The 18,711-nt window shown below is 53.1% G+C and carries 15 protein-coding genes; 6 read left to right on the forward strand and 9 right to left on the reverse strand.

Annotation, left to right across the window (positions count from 1 at the left end):
- Window positions 1–118 precede the first annotated feature (118 nt).
- From ACMHXH_RS06065 to ACMHXH_RS06090, 6 genes are all read right to left on the reverse strand, one after another.
- Window positions 119–1,318 (reverse strand): ABC transporter permease, encoded by a 1,200-nt coding sequence (locus ACMHXH_RS06065; protein ID WP_039034125.1) that lies wholly within the window; start codon window positions 1,316–1,318, stop codon window positions 119–121.
- A gap of 10 nt (window positions 1,319–1,328) precedes the next feature.
- Complete coding sequence (locus ACMHXH_RS06070) at window positions 1,329–2,639, reverse strand: ABC transporter permease (RefSeq protein ID WP_071476661.1); 1,311 nt, start codon at window positions 2,637–2,639, stop codon at window positions 1,329–1,331.
- An 11-nt stretch (window positions 2,640–2,650) separates the two neighbouring features.
- Window positions 2,651–3,373, reverse strand: a complete 723-nt coding sequence (locus ACMHXH_RS06075) for an ABC transporter ATP-binding protein (RefSeq protein WP_039034123.1) — start codon at window positions 3,371–3,373, stop codon at window positions 2,651–2,653.
- Window positions 3,374–3,409: 36 nt separating this feature from the next.
- Window positions 3,410–3,658 (reverse strand): hypothetical protein, encoded by a 249-nt coding sequence (locus ACMHXH_RS06080; RefSeq protein WP_039034122.1) that lies wholly within the window; start codon window positions 3,656–3,658, stop codon window positions 3,410–3,412.
- A 10-nt stretch (window positions 3,659–3,668) separates the two neighbouring features.
- Window positions 3,669–4,931 (reverse strand): efflux RND transporter periplasmic adaptor subunit, encoded by a 1,263-nt coding sequence (locus ACMHXH_RS06085; RefSeq protein ID WP_412498291.1) that lies wholly within the window; start codon window positions 4,929–4,931, stop codon window positions 3,669–3,671.
- Window positions 4,932–5,194: 263 nt separating this feature from the next.
- On the reverse strand, window positions 5,195–5,959 hold the full coding sequence (locus ACMHXH_RS06090; RefSeq protein ID WP_082014276.1) for a cobalamin-binding protein: 765 nt from the start codon (window positions 5,957–5,959) through the stop codon (window positions 5,195–5,197).
- Between the two features lie 357 nt (window positions 5,960–6,316).
- Here ACMHXH_RS06090 and ACMHXH_RS06095 point away from each other — a divergent pair, with 357 nt between their 5' ends.
- From ACMHXH_RS06095 to ACMHXH_RS06115, 5 genes are all read left to right on the forward strand, one after another.
- Complete coding sequence (locus ACMHXH_RS06095) at window positions 6,317–7,729, forward strand: glycerophosphodiester phosphodiesterase (protein ID WP_413737809.1); 1,413 nt, start codon at window positions 6,317–6,319, stop codon at window positions 7,727–7,729.
- A gap of 10 nt (window positions 7,730–7,739) precedes the next feature.
- Complete coding sequence (locus ACMHXH_RS06100; RefSeq protein WP_412513662.1) at window positions 7,740–10,091, forward strand: PEGA domain-containing protein; 2,352 nt, start codon at window positions 7,740–7,742, stop codon at window positions 10,089–10,091.
- Between the two features lie 12 nt (window positions 10,092–10,103).
- Window positions 10,104–11,777, forward strand: coding sequence for a hypothetical protein (locus ACMHXH_RS06105; protein WP_144360907.1), 1,674 nt, complete (start codon window positions 10,104–10,106; stop codon window positions 11,775–11,777).
- Between the two features lie 74 nt (window positions 11,778–11,851).
- Window positions 11,852–12,418 carry a hypothetical protein gene (locus ACMHXH_RS06110; protein ID WP_144360906.1) on the forward strand — a complete coding sequence of 189 codons (567 nt, stop codon included), beginning with the start codon at window positions 11,852–11,854 and terminating at the stop codon, window positions 12,416–12,418.
- 25 nt (window positions 12,419–12,443) lie between these two features.
- Window positions 12,444–12,968: a hypothetical protein gene (locus ACMHXH_RS06115; RefSeq protein WP_200887989.1), complete on the forward strand. Its 525-nt coding sequence runs from the start codon at window positions 12,444–12,446 to the stop codon at window positions 12,966–12,968.
- 91 nt (window positions 12,969–13,059) lie between these two features.
- Here the strand turns inward: ACMHXH_RS06115 and ACMHXH_RS06120 are convergent, their stop codons facing one another.
- The 3 genes from ACMHXH_RS06120 to ACMHXH_RS06130 form a co-directional block, all read right to left on the reverse strand.
- Entirely contained in the window at window positions 13,060–13,365 is a 306-nt protein-coding gene (locus tag ACMHXH_RS06120) for a hypothetical protein (RefSeq protein WP_413737812.1), read from the reverse strand.
- A 259-nt stretch (window positions 13,366–13,624) separates the two neighbouring features.
- A complete protein-coding gene (locus tag ACMHXH_RS06125) occupies window positions 13,625–15,553 on the reverse strand; it encodes a hypothetical protein (RefSeq protein WP_413737814.1) in 1,929 nt (642 codons plus the stop codon).
- A 10-nt stretch (window positions 15,554–15,563) separates the two neighbouring features.
- Window positions 15,564–17,723 carry a hypothetical protein gene (locus ACMHXH_RS06130; RefSeq protein WP_039034115.1) on the reverse strand — a complete coding sequence of 720 codons (2,160 nt, stop codon included), beginning with the start codon at window positions 17,721–17,723 and terminating at the stop codon, window positions 15,564–15,566.
- A 294-nt stretch (window positions 17,724–18,017) separates the two neighbouring features.
- Between ACMHXH_RS06130 and ACMHXH_RS06135 the strand changes: the two genes are divergently transcribed.
- Window positions 18,018–18,275, forward strand: coding sequence for a DUF2999 family protein (locus ACMHXH_RS06135; RefSeq protein WP_039034164.1), 258 nt, complete (start codon window positions 18,018–18,020; stop codon window positions 18,273–18,275).
- Window positions 18,276–18,711: the final 436 nt, after the last annotated feature.

Below are 18,711 nucleotides of genomic sequence, written 5' to 3' on the forward strand. Positions count from 1 at the left end.
CTTGTTACATCCTGTTATATCTATTGTAAAAATTATGGGTAAAACTAACCTAAAGCTGCCGCCAACGCGAGCCAAACTGCATGAGCCATGCCCTCGGCCCGAATGGGCGGCAGACAGATCAGACGCTGCGGGTCGCCATTGCCGGTGAGATATTCGCCGCCCTACGGGCAGGCAAGACCACAGCCACTGTCGTCACCAGCAACATGCCCACCACTGTCAGCAGCGGATAGATGAGGTCGAGCTGTGGCAGGTCATAGTGCTGCATCAGTTGTTGCCCCAACACCACGGCAAGACAAGCCCCCAACAGCCCTCCGGCGATACAGATAAGGTAGTTTTCCGTCAGAAACAGACTCAGGATATCGGCCTTGGTGGCCCCCAAGGCCCGCCGGGTGCCAATCTGTTTGGTGCGGCGCTGAATATTGAACATCACCATACCTGTCAGGCCTAAACTGGTGATCAGCAGCAGCAAAATCACCATCATGGACAGCACGCTGACCATGAGCTCGTGGTCACGATAGGAGCTTTGCTTTACTTCCTGAATAGATTGGAAATCATCGATCACCCGATTGGGGTTTTCCTTCATCAAGGCCTCGAGGATTTGCTCTTTCAACGCCTTGTGATGCTCGCTCGGCGCCCGCACCATGTAGAAATGCCCGCTGTAATCGACGTTCTGGATCAGGCTGTACTCGAGATCTTTGCTGTCCACCCAGGCACCCTGCAGTTTATCGACCACACCTATCACTGTGACATTCTCGTCCCTGTCGGCCCAGAGGGTCTTGCCCACGGCGGACTCATTCGGCCAAACCTCATCGGCCAGCGCCTTGCTGATGATCACCAGCTTATTGCTGCCGTTAACATCATCATTGATCTCGTTGGCGTAGAAGTTACGCCCATCCACCAACTTGACCCCCAAGGTTTCCAGGGTGTGCTCTGTCCCCAGGTACATGGCAAGCTGGGGCGTCGTTTTGGACGTTTCCGGATCCGGGCCCAGATTCAGCGTGGTGGACCAGCCACTGCCACTGAGCGGCAACATATTGGTGGACGTCGCCGTGACGACATTGGGCAGGCGGCGGAGGATCTGCTGGTCGACCTTGTTCTGCAGCTTGGTATCTATATTGGGGTCAAAGTTATAGACGGTAAAGACCAGGATCTCCTGCTCGGCAATCCCGGAATCACGCTGCATCATGGTCAAACGTTCATGGATAATAAAGCTGGCATTGGCGACTATGGCCACCGATAAGATGATCTGCATCAGCAGTAGTATCGGGCCGCTCTTGCTGCGCATCAGGCTGCTGAAAACCGGTTTAATATTTAGCATAGTCAATCCCTTACTGGCTCTTGAGGTAAACGCTTGGTTTAGTGCGGCACACAACCCAAGCCGGATAAAGACCCGCCAACATGGCGGTACCTACCGCTATCCCGGGGGTGATAAACCACATACTCAAAGACAGGTGCGTCAGCCCTTCGGCAACCCCGAAGCGCGCCGACAGGCTATAGAGTGCTCCCCAGGCCCAGGCGAGGCCGAGAAAACCACCCAACAGCCCAATCACGCCCACCTCTACCATGTATTGAGAGAAGATCTGCCCGCGGCTGGCCCCAATGGCGCGGCGCACGCCAACCTCGGGGGCTCGCTTAAGGAACTTGGTCAGCATCAATCCCAGAATATTGACCAGGCAAACACTGAGAAACAGTATGCTCAGCCCCACCAGAATCTTATTGTCCTCGGGCACTACGTGATTTTTCTCCAGCCAGGCGTCTACATCGGACAGCTGCGCCGACTCAAAGGGAGACTTGCCATCGGTGAAGCGCCCCAGTTCTTTTTGCTGCTCGACATACTGAGCGAGGAAATTCTTATAGGCGGCTCTGTCTTCTGCGCTTGGCAGATCGACCCAGTACTCGAGCCAGACTTTCTCTGAAACCAGTCTGTCCTGATAGTTGTCCAGGCGCTCATACTTCCAACCTGAGACATTCCCCCAAACCGGAAACTCTTCATGGGCGGCCAGCGAAAACGGAATATACACTTGCTCGGCACTGGCAAAGGCGCCGCTGGTAGGATCGTAATACTTGGGCTGAGGATTCCAGTCGGCTATCACGCCCACCACCTGAAAGGGTTTGCGGTTGAGATAGACAGTCTTGCCGACGCTGTTCTCGCCGCCAAACAGCTTCTGGTTCAGCTTTCTGCCAATAACCACTTGATAGGCCGCTTGCTCGTCCACTGATTTGTCCCAAACGTTGCCATAGAGAAAAGGCACTTCGAACAGCGGGAAGAAGCCGCGGTCGGTCACCCTGACGCCCTGCAACATGGGCAGAACTTCAGGGTCATCCGTTTGCACCGCCATACCACTGCGGAACATGGCGGCCTGCGATTTGGGAAGATCCCCCTTACGCAGATTCATGGCATCCTGAAAAGTGATCAGCGAGTTAAACTCATCCCAGGAATCGGGTCCCTGGCTCCACAGCTGCACTGTGTTGAGTTGCTCGGCGCGATCCCCGGCCGGGTTGAAGGACATCATGCTGTACACGTTCAGCGTGGTGATGGTGATCCCTATCCCCACTGAGATGGCCAACACCATCAACAGCGACAATATCGGCGTCTTTTTGATGCTGCGCCAGGCCAGGTCAACATAGTAAATAAACATGCTCGCGCTCCTTAGCTGGCCACTTGTTCGGCCACATCCAGCTGCGGCGCCTGTTCGGTTTGATAACGGCTGAAGTCACACACCTGGCCATCCACTATCTGAATATTGCGCTGGGCGCGGCGGGCCAGCTCCGGGTCATGGGTCACCATGATGATGGTCGTACCGGCCTTGTTGATCTCTTCCAGCAGTTCCATCACCTGGCGGGCCATCAGGCTGTCCAGGTTACCCGTAGGTTCGTCGGCGAGCAGGAATCTCGGCTCCCCGGCCAAGGCGCGGGCGATGGCCACCCGCTGCTGCTGACCACCCGAGAGTTGTGAGGGCAGATGCTTCATCCTCGCCCCCAGGCCCACCTGCTCCAGTGCCTGCTTCACCCGCTTCTGGCGCTCCTTGGCGCCAAAGCCGCGATAACGCAGTGGTACTTCAACATTCTCTGCCAGATTCAAGTCAGGGATAAGGTTAAAACCCTGAAAGATAAAGCCAATTTTCTCATTACGAATGGCCGCAGCCTTGTTGTCATTCAGGTTGGAGATATTGACATCATCGAGAAAATACTCGCCATGGGTAAAGCCTTCGAGCAGACCGGCGATATTGAGAAAGGTGGTTTTACCCGAGCCCGACGGTCCGGTCACGGCAACAAACTCCCCCTCCTGCACCGACAGATTGAAATCCCGTAACGCATGGGTTTCCACTAAATCCGTTTTGAACACCTTGTTGATATTTTTCATGGTTAACATGGTTTTAGTTCCTTATTTTTTGCGTTATTCGGTGGGTTATTTTAGTTTCGTCAGGGCAGACAGGCATTGCCCAAGCCACTGGCCCGGTGCCATCGCGGCATGGCTGAAATCGGCAACTTGCCCCGGCTCAGCCGACACAGAGTTGACTGTGGTGGCTTCGATAAGATTGAGTCCCAGCAGGAACCAGTCCGAGGTATCTCGGGTATAGACCAGAGTCGCCACCAGCAACAGCAGCAGAGCCAGGGCCGCCACCAGACGTTCGGTGTTGAAGCTTTCGGTTTTCATTCTTCTCTCCTCAGCGAACCAGCACTTGCTCGGCGTCATTGAACAGATCGATATTGGAAATCACCCATTGGTCGCCCACCTCGCCGCCTTCCAGCACCTCGATATGGCTCATGCTGCGAGCACCGAGTTTGATCTCGGTGCGCTCGGCTATATCCCCCTGGAGACGGTACACCAGGCGGCCACCGCCACTGTTCACGAAGGCGCCGCGCTTGACCATCAGCACATCGGCACGGTTTTCCAACAAGACCCTGGCCGACAGGCGCTGATTCTGCCTCAGGTGCAAAGCGGTATCCTGCTGGAACCGGACCCGGGTAGATACTTCGCGGTTACGTACTTCGGGGGAGATGGAGGCCAACTTGCCCATCACCATCACGCCGCCGAAGTTGAGTTCCACATCCATCCCCAGCCCCAGTTCATCGGCGTAGGTTTCCGGCACAGCCAACTCGGCCTCGAAGGCACTCAAGTCCACAACGGTGAGGATCGGCTGGCTCTGGGCGATACGGGCTTTTTGTTCCGTCAGCCAGTTACCTATGATGCCGCCAACAGGGGCTGTGATGTTCAGTGCTGCCACCTGACGTTCCAACTCGGCTACCACCAGTGCCTGACGATTGACCTCGGCCGCCTTGTTTTGCAGCTCAAAGGTCAGGGTGTCTTTCATCAGTGCGGCTTCCTGCTGGGCATGGGCATACTGCAGCTTGGCCTTGTGCAGCTCATCCTTGCTCTTCTCGTAATCTATCTTGGAGATCAGACTGGTTTCGATCAGTTGATCGCCGCGGCGGCTCTCCCTGTCTGCGGCCTCCAGATCCACCTTGGCCATATCCAGTGTCTGATTCGCCTTGAGTTGATTACGTCTGGCGTCCAACTTGGCCCGTTCCAGGGCACTCTTCATCCCATCGAGCAGGGCTTGCTGCTGCTTGAGGCTGTTGGTCAGGCTGTGGCTTTCTATGGTCGCGACCACCTGGCCCTGCTCGACCCTGTCCCCCGGGTTGGCTATCAGAGTCACAGTGCCACCTTCCGGGCTGTAGAGGATTGGCGCGTTGGCGGCGACTATCTTGCCTGTAGTGGCGATATCCCGGGTCAGAGTGCCGCGCTCCAGAGTGGCGAAGCGCAGCTCAGTGCGATCTATGGATTCACTGACACCGCTGCCACTGACACTGGCCCACACCAGGCCCGACAGCAACAATACTGCCGCGCCCAGGGTAGCCGGCCACTTGAGGCGACGCGCTAAACCCGGCGCCACTTGCTTGTCTTGTCCGCTGGTATCCTTAATCATCCCGTTTGTTCCTCAATTGAGCTTGTGACCATCTTGTTGCAACTAGGTTTACAAAGCTTGTGCCAAGTTTAGATAGTCATAGTTATCAATTGGTTGAAAAACAGAGGAGATTTTATTTGTGTCCGCGGACAAGCGGATACTGTCCGCTTTTTGCAAAAGTGTCCGCCTGGCGGACACTTAGTAACAGAAGAATAAATAGAGAGCGGGCTTAAAACGCTTGCAGCAGGATTACCAGACTGGCGCCGAAACCGGGATGATGATTATCATGGCCGCTGCCCTTCGCGGGCCTGGTCGAGCACCTTGCAGATAGCTTCAACACCTTCCAGCGCCCTTGGGGTCGCCCGGTGCAGGAGATCGGCGTTAAGTGTGTAGATTTGTTCCGTTTTCACCGCAGGGATCTCCTGCCATCGGCTCCAGTCCAACCGCTTGCCATCGCCCTTTTCATCCGTCTTGATGATCACCTCTGGTTGACTGAGAAGCACATTTTCCATGCTTACCTGCGGATAAGGTGAGCTGCTGTCCTTGAAGACGTTGTTGCCATGGCAGACTTCCAACAACTGCTGGATCCAGCTGTCCTGGGCCACTGTCATCAAAGGCTCTGACCAGAGTTGATAGAACACCTTGATCTCCGGCTTGGCAGCATTGTCCCGGCGCAAGTTTGCCAATTGTTGCCGGTAGTCGGCAGCCACTTCCCCGGCCTGCTGTCTGTGGCCGGTGAGACGCCCTAGCTGTTCCAGCTCTTCGGCAATACCTTCCAGGGTCTTGGGGTCACTGCCGTAAATGCGATACCCAAGCTTGGTCAACTGTTCGATATCTTCGCTGCGGTTGCCCGTGTCCCAGACCACCACAAGATCCGGGTTCAGCTCTATCACTCTTTCTATCTGTATGCCGTAGTAACCGCCTATGCGGGGAATTGCCTTGGCGGCCTCGGGGAAATCGGCATAGTCTGTGGTGGCCACTATCTGCTCCCCCGCGCCTATAGCAAACAGCATCTCCACCGCATGGGGAGAGAGCGCCACTATGCGCATGGCCGGCCTGGCGCTAACGCTTTTATTAACCGCTTTGTTGGGCGACTTGGCCTGGGCGGCAGGGCTCAGAGCCAAACTGCAAAGCAGGCAGAGTATCAGTCGGTTCACCTGGTTTCCTTGGTTATTCACAAAATTGCTTCAAGCATACCTCAAGCAAGTTGCGAGTAAAACGCGCGGCCCAGGTTCTGCGGCCGCAAAAAAGCGCACCATTTGACCAATAAAAAGTCAGCCAATGTTCAGTTTTGAGACGGCACAAGTAAAACTTGTTAAACATTGGCATCACAGGTTGACCGAGAGTAAATAATTAATTTTAATACCCTGTTTTTATATATACTTACAGAGCACCAAGGAATACAAGTGCGCCTCTTTTTCATCCTGATATTTTGCTGTTTCGGCCTGCTTGGCGGCTGTAAAAGCACCCCATCCGCCCCCGAATCTCAGCCCGTGGATCCGCAAAAACTGGCGCTGGAACAAGCCTTCAACGCCCGAGGCTTTACTCTGTCAGCACTGGATAACATCAATTATCTGGGTGCCAGGCAGTGCAGCAACCTGGAGCTCCAGGCCCACAGAGGCTCGATACGTTTTCCGGAAAACTCGCTGGAAGCCGTCATAGATGCCCTGGATAACCAGTTTGATGTGATTGAAATCGATGTGCGCCTGACCCGGGATGATGTCTGGGTCATTCATCACGATGGCCGCACCGGACGCGAAACCGGCACCATAGACAATAAGCGCCGCAAGATAGAGTCGATTCGCTATGAGAAAGAGTGGGGCTATCTGCGCCAGCGGGACATTCAAACCGGCGCCCTCACAGATACGGTACCGCCCAACTTTCGCCAACTGGCGCAGGTGTTCAGCCGCTATGCCCATAGCGGACAGAAGCTGAATATTGAGATCAAGAGCCGCGCCGGCAGCCGGGATCTGGAGATGCTCGACTATCTGGCCTTCAGTATCATAGGCCAGGGGCGCTACTTCTACAGTAGTCTGGAGCTGGAAAACCTCAAAAAAATGAGGCAGATAAACGACGCTGTTTTCCTGTCCTTTATCCAGAGCCCCGCCAAGGCCTCGATGAACAAACTGGCGGCCGATATGAAACGCGGCGCAGGTCAAGATCCCATCTTTTTGCGTAATCAATCCATGCTGGAGGATATTCAGGGTTACGCCAACCGCCGCTACCGGGAAAAGCGCTACGATTCTGCGGCAGGACTCAATAAGCTGAAAAAGGCGCTCAAGTCCAACTTCGGTATCGCCGTGGACATACGCCACTATCGGCGAAACGCCCAAGGCTTCAAGTCATTGGCCCATAACCGCGGCATTCCTGTGGCCAGCTATACCATCAATGGTCATGATTACCACGAACAGAGCCTACTGGGACTCAAGCGCAGTCAACTACCCGATTCTGTGATTATCGACGACAGTCTCTATGGTTTTTGCAGCCGCTTCGCTCTGCCGCCCATGCTGCCTTATCAAGGCAGCACTGAGCTGACCCGCAAGCTGGCCACGCTGCCCAAGGATCTGGATCTTTCCAAGCTCTCTTTGCTGGAAACCTACTGGCCCAACGGTCTGTATCCGGCGGTGGATGGCAAACTGAAGTCCTTCAAGACAGGCGCTGTGGCCAATAAAGGCAAGGCGTCCCAGTCCGAGTCTGGCGGCGGCTTTGTTCCTGTGATCATGAAAACCCAGGCCGGCCCCAGAGAAAACCAAACCCAAGTAGACCTCACCGCAGATGATGCAGTGAAAATAGAGCTGCGCCGCAGCGAGCAGCAATGAGGAACCAAGGATGAAAAAACTGTCCTGGCGGGTATTTTTCCTGCTGCTGAGCGCTGCCTATCTGATCCCAGAGGCCATCTTCAACGCCCAACTGGTTTCTTTGGTGGGCTTGGGCACCCCCAAGCCCGAGCAACTCGAACACCTGGAGATTTACGGCCGCACCATTTCCGGGATAGGTGTGACCCTGCTGCTGGCCGATCTCTTGCCGGCACGGCTGTTCAAAACCGCCCTAAGAGGCAGCCTGACCCTGTTGCTGCTCACCTTGTGCGTCTGGCCCAGCGTGTTTTTCGGCCAAAAATACCTGATAGAGCAATGGCTGATTGAACCCTCTACCCCGGAACAGCGTCAATACGCAGCCTACAGCGCGGCGCTGCGTGATGCCCTGGCGGTTAATGCGGTCGAAGTCGAAGGTCTCAACTACGACCCCAAAGAGCTGCACAGCTCTGAAAACCTGACCTTTCTGGCCCTATTCGGCGGCCTGGCCTATGCCGACCACAACCTCACCGACAACCTGGATGATTACAAACAGAAGATCATTCACAACTTCGTGCAAAAGCGGGCCTATCGCGACTTTGACCAGCACTATCACGACTTTGGTCAACTCTATGATGAGCTGTCGGCCAGCTATCGCAGTTATGCCGAAGGCTCCAACCGCTACAACCAGACCCTGGCGGGGATCCCGGAGCGGGAGATGGGTTACTGGCAAAACATAGAGCAAGAGGTCAATCAGGGCTGGGGCAAGTATCAACAGGCGCAAAAGGCCCATGTGGCCAAGGCCGGTGCCAGGGCCCAGGAATACGGCCCCAAGATCTTCTCCTACCATGAAGACACCAACCGCTGCCAGGAACGCTACAAGAAGTCATCCCAGAAAGAACGTCGCTATCAATGTATAGAACGGGAAAACGCCCGCTACAAGACAATGATCTCCAAGGCGGGGCTCGGCTACATAGATCCCAACTACTGGTTGATAGTCGAAGATATCAGCACAGGCGAAAACCTGCTGTCCAGCGCCCTGTTCGGGGTGATGACAGCCGGTGTCGGCACCGCCATGCAGGCGCTGAGCCTGGCTACAGGTGGCGATGGCGGTCTTAAGGACAAACGCTATAAGTACACAGACGATCCGGATCATTACCAGCGTCTGTTCTTGGCCCATCCCAAATTCCAGGCGATGTTTGAAAAGGAAACCGGCTATCCGTTCAACATAGCGTCACTGGCCGACTTCAGGGTGCATCCTGTGACTCAGGTGAAACTGCGCCGGGCCCTCAAGGCCAAGGGGCTGAAACTGCCGGACAGCTGGCATATCAGCAATCGTCCGCTGTTTAGTCAAAGCGTGGCCAAGACGGTTAAGGCTGAAGCCGATGCCCGCTGGCAGAGCGAGATGCGTAAACGCGGTTTGGACTTGCCCATCAACTTAAGTTGGAACGCCTTCCAGTTGCATCCGCAGATCCAACGCAAGATAGCCGCTCGCATGGGCGATCTCTATGTGCCTAACGTCCGCGCCGACTGGAACCAGGCCAACTTCAAACGCCATGTGCTGGATCCCAACATCCAGAAACGTACCCAGAGTTACCTGCAGATGCTGGCCGAGTCGGAACGTGAATTTGCCGATGGCGGACGCTATGCCGAGCAAGGCAAGCAGGCGCTGCGATCTGTGATTATTCCGCCCATCTCCATGTCACTCAGCCTGTTTTTGATCTGTATGACCTTTATCAAGCTGCCGCTGAAGACGCTGCAGCTATTCCGCCCCGGCGCGAGTCAAGCAAGTGGCAGCGAAGACAGTACCGGCATAAATGAGAATGCCACTGAAAGTGCCAAGTCCGGCAAACGCCGCTGGCTGGCATTGACCGCCAAGCTGTTGCCGCCCCTACTGCTGCTGACCTTGCCGGTGCTTTTGGTGCAAAACCGCTACACCCAGGATGATACCAGCCCGGTGAACTACTTCCTCACCAAGGTGGAACAGTCCGGCAATATCGGCTTTGCCTACGCCCTGCGCTGGACACTGCACGCCCAACCGCTGCTGCATCCTTTGGGGCTGAGCTTTGAGCAACACACGGGTATCTATCAGGCCTTCTCGCCGCTGGCGCATTCACTGGCCAAGATAGACTTGCTGCACAAGAGCACTCCAGCGCCACTCAAGGCCAGCGAGCTGGCACCGACCGAGACACGCCTCAAGGTCAAAACCAATGTGAACAATGCAAATATCAGGATCATGAATATCGGCCCCAAGTATCACCCGGGGATCCGGCTTAAACCGGGCAACTACGATGTGCAGGTAAGCGCCCCCGGTTATCAGACCTACCGCAAATGGCACAGCCTGAATGGCGGCGAACAAACACTGACAATCCGTCTTTTACCCAATTGACAAGGAAACTGAATGCACCACTGCAATCAACCCATTTATGCCAAGGAAAACTTCTGCGGTCACTGCGGAGAGTCCCTGCCTGAGCAGCCCAAGCTGAAGAACATTGAGGATGTCGCCCCTGAGATCCTAAAAGATCTTAAACCCCACTATTCCGGTGCCAGGACGTTCACCGGCCGGGTCAACTCCAGCTTCCTCTACAAGCGGCGCCGGGTAGACAGTGGCAATAATCTCACCTACAGCTACTGGTGGCTTGAGCTGGAAGATAAAGACGGCAACATAGAGCGGGTCAGTGTCAACGCCGAGAACAAGTTCTACGACCAGATTCGCCGCGGCGATGTGCTGACCTTGTTTTATCCGACAGACTACACCCTGAATTACCGCATCGAAGGTAAAGACGCCAAACGCCTGGTCAGCCATAACCATATGGCTCCGGCAGCCATCAGTCATGAAGCCGACGGTCAACGCTCGACCATAGTGCCCGACTATGAGCCGGGTAGCCAATCCAGCGCCTTCTGGTGGCTGCTGCTGGGGATTGCCAGCGCCTTGTTGCTGTACTTTGGTGCCAAGCAACCCACAGAAATCGCTATCGGGGTGGCCGTGGTTCTGTCTGTGGTGTGTTTCATTCTGGAGCGTCAGCGCAACCAGAAGAAGCACACCAGGGAACTGCGCCGCTACGAGGCGCTGCAACTGGCAATGAAACGCCTGTTGTCTGTCACCCAGGAAGCGTTGGGCTACCATATCGCCCAGCGGCCGAGAAAAGACTCGGATATTTTCTGCTTCAAATGCCAGAGTCGCATCGACGGCGAGCACGGCTACTGTGTTCAGTGCGGCAGCTCGCAGCAGCAAGCACCGGCAACGGCCGCCAACAGCCTCAGTGTCCGCGATGAGGAAGAAGCCATGATGCGGCAATACAGCCTAAGTTACCGTGAACCCTATCTGCACAAACATGTCTTGGCCGGCGATGAAAAGGGTGAAGTCAGCGTTTCCTGCATCATGGGCAAAGTGCTCGACAGAAGTGCCAGCGCCAGTGTCGATGACTTCACGGTCACCACCACTAAAACCACCACTACAGACCATTATGTGGGTAACAGATTTTCCCACAGCACCACAGACACTGAAACCAGCAGCCATCGCAGCCGCAGCTCCAACGTTGATGGCGAAGTCTTGCTACAACTGGCCGATGGCGAAGTGCGGGAGATGCGCTTCGGCGAAGATCTGCTGGGGGATCTGGATGTGGGCGACTGGATGCTTTACGCCAGCTCAAGAGCCAAATTGGGCGTTGATGACTATAACCGTGAGTACGCCTACAACCTGACCAAGAACAAACGCTATAACAACACATCTTTCCAGCAATACGGCAAGCTCAACGGCGCAGGCACTTGGATCTTGTTGGCGATTGCCGCCTTGGTCTTCAACTTCTGGGGTCCGGATTATATCTGGTATCCGCTGTTCGATATGCTCTACTTCCCGCTGCTGGATCCCATCTACAGCACCTCATTTTTCAGACACAACCTGACCCTGGTGGTGTTTATCATGGTCAGTGCAGTACTCCTGGTTTGGACCCTACTTTATGGTCGGCGTAACCAAGAGCGTAAGCGCAAACTGCTGTCACGCCTGACCGACCATATCGACGGTTTTACCCGCGCCATCCCGGAGTTGAAGGAAAAGCTTAAACGTATGGGCTAACGCCGGTTTATACTCCCCCAAGCCACCTCACGAGGTGGCTTTTTTACCCCAGAGAAAAATATAGAGAATTGAGAATGCAAGTAGCCTATATAAACGAAGACATGAATGAAGGGGAATCACTATTTAGTGCGGTCGATATTCGCTCGTCACTTTATGATGACAATGATTTTATCCCAACTAGTTGTCTGAATGAGATTGTATGGCAGGACACTGACATCCTCGATATTGAAGCGCTGGATTTAATCAGAGGGGGCGCTTTTAATGTTACCAAGGAGATAGCCGAATTAATCATGAGCTTTGACCCTTACGGGGTCGAAGTCTACCCCTCCAAGTTAACCTGTGCCGGCTCAGGGGTTTTAATCGATCGTTATATACTGGCAGTAGACAACTTGGTGGATGCCGTTGATACCGAAAACAGCATCAAAATAACCAAAGCTACCAGCCGGTTTTTCTTATCGGCTGAAAAAATCAATAAACTCCCCGAAAGTAAAAGACACGTATTCAAGCCGATAGGAATGACGAAAACATTCTTCTCTATTGAACTACTTGAAGCCCTCATACGCCTGGACGAGGAAGGAAAGATAAACACCAGCATTGTGGCTTTCTCATTTGATACATCCGAAGAAGCACCTAGAATATAAACCTTTAAAAAGGATGCGCCTGGCTATGAGTCCCACTAATAATGCCGCTATGAATATAACCATGAATGATTACGCGCTGCTGTCCAGACAATCTCTGGCTGAATTTGCATTCCAGCCAACCCCGAAATCCACAGTCACTCTTGAACCAGACCTGCTTCTGGAAATAACATTCTCCCCCAAGCTTTTTATTGTCAACGATATAGCAGAGAGAATCGCGGAACGGGTCCAACATGGTGTCGAGTGGCTGGACGCAAGGGTAGATTGCTCACCAAGCCAACCATCAAAAGATCAAATAAAAGTATTTGAAAACTTCCGTATGCCGTACATACACCAGACTTATCGGCTAACTAATGAAGAGAAGCAATATGGCAAGTTAAACTGGTTGGATTTGGAAACCGCAAAGCTGGATTTTTCACGCCTGGAAGGTGTCCCACTTGAAGAGCGACTAATATTTAAGCTTGAAGAGGATTTCGGTTACCTGTTTATCCATAACAGCGTGGTAGCTTTGCTTAAAAAGCATGTAAAAACAGTTTGGGTAAGAGATGTATAAAAAACACGCTTATGCATTAACAACTGCCTATTGATGCCCCCTGGTATGACTTTTTTCGACCCGCAAATTTCTTTCGCGGTAATTTGCCTTGCTATAACCCAAAGTTGAATATCAAGTACAAAATAAACAAGAGTATTGCCCATATAGCCAGTTTGAAAGCCGCTCTGATTTCAGTGATTAGCGCTGCCAACTCTGAATGATACAGGGAATAACGTTCAGCTCTTCCAAACAAGATCCCCATATACAGATCATAGTCGCCTAGTTGTTGGCCTATTTGTCCCCAAAATGTCCTGTTTTTATCCTGATCGGTCTGAGTCAGTTTATGCAGTTTCAGACATGCTCTTACCCAAAGAGAGAGCACCACTAAACATAGGAATAAAAAATTAAATTCAGCCACTTATACTTTCCTTGTAACGCTTGCGGTAAGGGTTGAAAACCTTATTTTACACCCGATTTCAACAACTCTGCCCATTAATTCGCACAGGCGCCGAGCGAAGCCGAGTTGACCACTTTCCTGACAGACAAACCGGCCTGCTTTAAGCGCCAGAGCCACTATAGTCCCTCGGCGTAACAGGTTGCCGAAGGGCTCAAGCTGCAGCGCAAACAGCTTATTGCGGCAATCATTAAGCCCACACGGCTAAACCATAAATAAAGCCTCAACAGCCAAATAACAGCGATGAGGCAGAGCTATCGCAGTCGCTCTCGGCCTTAAGCTCATCGTCGTAAACATCACGACTGCCCAGATACTCACCGTGTTCGAACGTCTGGATATAGTAAGCTTTACCCTGGATGTAAGACACGGTTTCGCCATGCTCTTTACCGTCCTGATAACGGGCGACCTTGTTCAGTAACCCATCTTCGGTGAAATAGTAAAAACTGCCCTGCGCCTGTCCTTTGGCGTCATATTGCTCCCGCCCCAGTTCGTAACCCGCTGCAGAGTGCGCCAGCCAAGTGCCGACTTTTTTGCCGTAATGATACTCCCCTTGCCAGAGGGACACTTGGGTTTCATAGGGATCCTGGTACTGCCACTGGCCATGCCGTTTGTCCTGGCTATAATTTCCCTTGGCTTGCAGCTCGCCTTTTTCGCTGTAGGTTTGGTATTCCCCCTCAAGCTGCCCGTGCCGGTAATGCGCCAGCTGTAACAATTGGCCATCGTGTACCTGGATTTCTTTCACTTCACCGTGCAACCGCCCCTGGCTGTCACGCTGTTCTGTGCGGCGGTTACGGGCATCTTGATAAGTCCAAAACCCCACCTTTTTGTAATGGGCATATTCGCCCTGCTCCAGCAGCTTGCCGCTGACCAGTTTCTTCTCATAAGCACCGTGAAGCTGGCCTTCTTGGTAGTGACTGGTCTCTATGTAGGGCTCATCATCCCAGAGCCCCTGATACATTTGCACGGCCAGCCCCTCGCGCTTGCCCTTGAGTTTCTCCTCTCGTTCGATGACAACGCCGTTGGCATCAAACTTCTGGTATAAAGTCCACACCCGAGTCATATCCTGCTGCATTCTTGAGCTGAGTTTGCCGTCTTGGAAGTATTGTCTGTCGAGGATCTGTTTGTCTTTGACAAAACGGGCGTTGAACTCCATGGTCTTGCTGCCGTCATCGGCAAACTTTTGTTCAAAGACCAAACGGCTTTTTTCGTCAAAGCGCTGCAACTGCTGCAGCTGCGAGCTACTGGTATAAAAGGTTTGCTGCTCGCCCACCTTTTTGCCCTGCTGATAATGTTCAATTCGAGTCAGCTGTCCCTTGGCATCATACTGGCGGCTTTCCCCGTGCTCTCGATTCTGCCGGAAACTGGTTTCCCGACTAAGCTGGCCATTTTTATGCCAGCGTTTGGCCGGTCCCTGTCGCTGACCATCCACATAGACATACTCGGCCTCTTGGACACCTGTATCCCAGTATTCATAGGCTTTTCCCTGCTGACCTTTAGGGCCAAAGGTGTCAATGGAGGACAGCTCACCATTGCGGTGATAACGTTTGCGCTCCCCTGTCAGTTTACCCGCCAGATACAGACTGCGCTCACGCAGTTGCCCACCCGAGTAGTATTCCAGTTGCTCCCCTTCCGGCAGACCATTGACCAGCGAGTGCTGCGCCTGCAGACTGCCATCCTGGTAATAGTGGCTGTCTTTACCGACGCGTTTGTCGCCCAACTGCTGATAAACCTCCTCTAACTGACCGTTACTGTAGAAGTTTTTTTGAGTGCCTCTTTGTTCACCATCAACAAAACCGGCCTCCATGGTCAAGATGCCGTCTTCATCATAGAAACGGATCGGGCCTTCCATCTCGCTGTTATCGTTATAACGGCCATCGGAAGACAGCTTGCCGTTATTGTGAAAGAACTGGTAGTTACCCAAGGCATTTTGAAAGATACCCGGCTTGGCAAAGCTGCCCTTGAATCTGGGGGTATCCGAGCCGACATAATAGATGGTGGTCTGCCAACCCTGTTGATCTTGAGTTTGCGGATCTTTGACATAAAAACTGGCCTGGCGCTCACTGTCGACCACTTGCCAATCCTCATTCAGCCACACTGTCTCGGCGCTGGCCATCCAGCTCATCAGGCCACAAAGTAATATCAATACACGCATTTTCTTGTCCTTAAGGCAGTGGCGGGAAACTGTTGACCCAGCGGATATCCAGGGGTTCGCCCTGGTAGTCGAGTTTACCGATACGTTCCACGCTATCGGCAACCCTTAGGTATTTATCTTCCATGATGGCTTCGCTCAGCGGGATATCCTCTGAACTCAGGTAGCGCGCCTGCTTGTCCAGCAACGGCAGTTGCACATCATCGGCGCTGTAGAGATGGTAATTCTGCAGGAATTGCTGCACAGATTGCTGCCGATCCAGCTCGCCAAACACTTCAAGGGGCACCAACCAGGCACGTTCACCCGGGGTATAGTCGACAGAGTTCCATACCGGGCGACCATCACAATGCAGGTGACTGGGTATTTCCAGACCATAGAAATAACGGCGTATACCATCCTCGGTACTCAGTTGGTACTCGACTTGAGTCGTCATGCGCTCGTTAGGCTTTGCTTTCCAGACCAAAGCCGATGGCCCTTGTTTAAAATCGCCTTCAATTTGCAGCTGGCAGATACCGGCCCAGTCCTGCGGCAGAATCAGCTTGGCACCCTGTGGCGTATCGGCCTGAGTCGCAAAGCTGGCCGGATCAAAATCGACCGCCTCTTCGTCGGTATCATTGTAATAAAGGTAATGCTTGCCCATGGGAGGCAGAGTGTAATCAGCGGCAAAGGCCTCTCGGCTTACCCAGCGCACCTCACGGCTGAAACCGGCTTGTTGCTGATCCAAGATGGCATGGAAGGTTACCTCAGCTGCCGGCTTGGTCAATTTCACCCGAAAAAGTTGTTGGCCGCTAAACAGCAAACTGCGATCCATGCTGTTGAGCCACTCGGGGCCACCTTGCGGTGTCTGATAGCGGAACTCGCCTTCAAGCCCATCGAAAAACGGCACCAGATAACCATCGGCGCCACTGAAATGCAGCAGATACTCGCCCTCTTGCTGCGCTACCGGGGTAATAGTGAGTGTGCCACCGGCCAGCGCCAACTGCTGCTCCTGCCCAGACCGCCATTGGCTGGAAACCGATACCAACTCGAGTGGCGTATAGTCTGCCACGGCACTGAAGGAGGATATTTTTTCAAACTGGTTTCGCTGATCCCATCCCAGGGGCACAATCGCGGTGCTGGTGATTAGCGCACCACTCTCCCGATAGGGACCCAACTGGCTGAGTATGCTCCACTCCATTGCAATGGGTTTATCTTCGGCATCCAGCGCCTGCAGATCTCGGTAGCGGATTTCCCCCAAAACTTCTCTATCGACTTCGGTCAGCAAGAGTTCCAGTTGCAGATGTTCTGACTCGCCACGAAATGTGCCCTTGCCATATTGGAATAAGCTTTCGGCACTGAGCTCAAGCCCATCGGCTGGCTTGGGGGGCGATGCCATGATGGGGTTCCAGTTGTCCATATCATCGAAGGCGATTTGTTGCCTCAGATCGCCCACCTGATCGAGCAGATCCTTGCGCGACATCACTATCTGTATATGGTTGTTGCCTTGTTGGCCCATGGCGTCAATCTTGCTCTCCAGCACCAATACCATTTTCTGCAACCAACCACTCTCACGCGCCAGGCGCATATGACCATACAGGCGACTATCGCCGCTTTCGGCGGTCAACTCTGCGTCCACTATCTCCGGGGTCACCTTAGTGACCAATAGTTCCGTTTGCTGACCATTGAACCCCTCGAGTATCAGCTTACTGCCCTCTTTGGCGGGGATCTTTTGCAACACACCGGGAGTCTCCATCCCCTGAGTCAAATGCTCGATTAACTCAGGGCCCGAGCGTGCCAACATCTTTTGCCAGCTCTCTTCATCCTTGCCCTTAAATGCCAGTAATTTGCCGGAGTCTTTATCCAGGGTGATTTCAAAGCCGCTGGAAAACATCTGTTGCAATTCGGGCTCATCGTTTGCAGCGGTAAAACTACTGAAACTATTGCCGCCACCGGACATAGTCATAAACCTGGGCACCAGCTCCAGCTTTAGTGTCGGCGAGGTCTCAATCACCTCATAGTGCATCAAAGAGTTGCTGTACTGAGTAAATACCCGTCCGCCAATATCTATGTTGGCTTTTGTCTGCACCCAGTAATCGACTCGATCGCCTTGTTTAGGGTCAAATTCAACATGGGAATTGGGGGTACACGCGGATAAGAGCCATAACAGGCCGAAGAGGGAAAGATACTGCTTCATTTCATTCCTTGAAGAAGAACGCTGAAAAATTAGCGCCACATTATGCCAAATCAGAAGTCACAATTCTCCTGCTATTCGACCATATACGCCGTATCGAACTGAACCCCAAGACTACGACTAAAAACAAAAAACCAAGCCCCATGACTCTTGGCAGGTTTTCTCTCAGCCAGGCTTGAATAGAGTCTTTAAAAATAACCCAAAGCAGCTTAATTTTGCGATGTCCCGATGAAGGTACCAGGCGTTTCTTCTGTTAAAATCAACTCAATCTGAATGCTTGAAACCAATGAGGAACTTATGAACCCTATTATTGCCCTGCTGAAAGAGCACAATATCAGCGATGAACAAATAAGCAGCCTGTTCCAGAGCCTGACCGAAAATCCTCTGATGGCCATGGGTATCTTGGGTCAGTTGGGATTGCCACCGGAAAAGCTGCAGGGGTTGATGATGCAGGTGATGCAGAACCCAGCCCTGATCAAAGAAGCCGTGGAAGAACTGGGACTGGATTTTTCCAAGGTTGAAGCCGCCAAAGCACAAATGAACAAACCTGTTTAATCCTGTGCGCCCTCAAGGCCTGACTCACATGGCTTTGAGGGTCAATTTCATGCTCTGTCATGCATCAGGTATTAGGCTGATAAATTGGCTGGGCCATCAGCTCAGTTCGCTGCAACGCTTAGGAAGGTGCGAATAGGTCCTCGTGGCCTTCTCTTTTGTAGAGAGTGGCTTACACAGCAATTGGCGCTCAAGGCATCTGACTGAAGGCATGCCGGGGCATGTTGAAGTCGAATAACGCAGAGAGCCGGTTGCTGTGAAAGCCCCGAAGGGCGTGGCTTACAGATCTGTCTGCTGTGTTGTGCTTCTTGCAAAGGACTAGGGCCATTTGCTGCGAACCACGCCTTGCATCCAGGCCTGTAAGCCGACGCAGAGCACACATGGGACTTGTTCGCACCTTCCATTTTTGATAGTTCTCTGAAGCAATACCCGTATCAAG

The organism is Shewanella sp. BJSY2023SW001 (genome assembly GCF_047314685.1).
GTDB lineage: Bacteria > Pseudomonadota > Gammaproteobacteria > Enterobacterales > Shewanellaceae > Shewanella > Shewanella indica.

What these genes read in the sequence shown, in the direction of transcription:
- ACMHXH_RS06100 (WP_412513662.1), top strand. Translation starts at nt 7,740, where the DNA reads ATGAAAAAACTGTCCTGGCGGGTATTTTTCCTGCTGCTGAGCGCTGCC.
- ACMHXH_RS06125 (WP_413737814.1), bottom strand. Translation starts at nt 15,553, where the DNA reads ATGCGTGTATTGATATTACTTTGTGGCCTGATGAGCTGGATGGCCAGC.
- ACMHXH_RS06110 (WP_144360906.1), top strand. Translation starts at nt 11,852, where the DNA reads ATGCAAGTAGCCTATATAAACGAAGACATGAATGAAGGGGAATCACTA.
- ACMHXH_RS06135 (WP_039034164.1), top strand. Translation starts at nt 18,018, where the DNA reads ATGAACCCTATTATTGCCCTGCTGAAAGAGCACAATATCAGCGATGAA.
- ACMHXH_RS06075 (WP_039034123.1), bottom strand. Translation starts at nt 3,373, where the DNA reads ATGTTAACCATGAAAAATATCAACAAGGTGTTCAAAACGGATTTAGTG.
- ACMHXH_RS06080 (WP_039034122.1), bottom strand. Translation starts at nt 3,658, where the DNA reads ATGAAAACCGAAAGCTTCAACACCGAACGTCTGGTGGCGGCCCTGGCT.
- ACMHXH_RS06130 (WP_039034115.1), bottom strand. Translation starts at nt 17,723, where the DNA reads ATGAAGCAGTATCTTTCCCTCTTCGGCCTGTTATGGCTCTTATCCGCG.
- ACMHXH_RS06070 (WP_071476661.1), bottom strand. Translation starts at nt 2,639, where the DNA reads ATGTTTATTTACTATGTTGACCTGGCCTGGCGCAGCATCAAAAAGACG.
- ACMHXH_RS06085 (WP_412498291.1), bottom strand. Translation starts at nt 4,931, where the DNA reads ATGATTAAGGATACCAGCGGACAAGACAAGCAAGTGGCGCCGGGTTTA.
- ACMHXH_RS06090 (WP_082014276.1), bottom strand. Translation starts at nt 5,959, where the DNA reads ATGCGCATAGTGGCGCTCTCTCCCCATGCGGTGGAGATGCTGTTTGCT.
- ACMHXH_RS06115 (WP_200887989.1), top strand. Translation starts at nt 12,444, where the DNA reads ATGAGTCCCACTAATAATGCCGCTATGAATATAACCATGAATGATTAC.
- ACMHXH_RS06105 (WP_144360907.1), top strand. Translation starts at nt 10,104, where the DNA reads ATGCACCACTGCAATCAACCCATTTATGCCAAGGAAAACTTCTGCGGT.
- ACMHXH_RS06065 (WP_039034125.1), bottom strand. Translation starts at nt 1,318, where the DNA reads ATGCTAAATATTAAACCGGTTTTCAGCAGCCTGATGCGCAGCAAGAGC.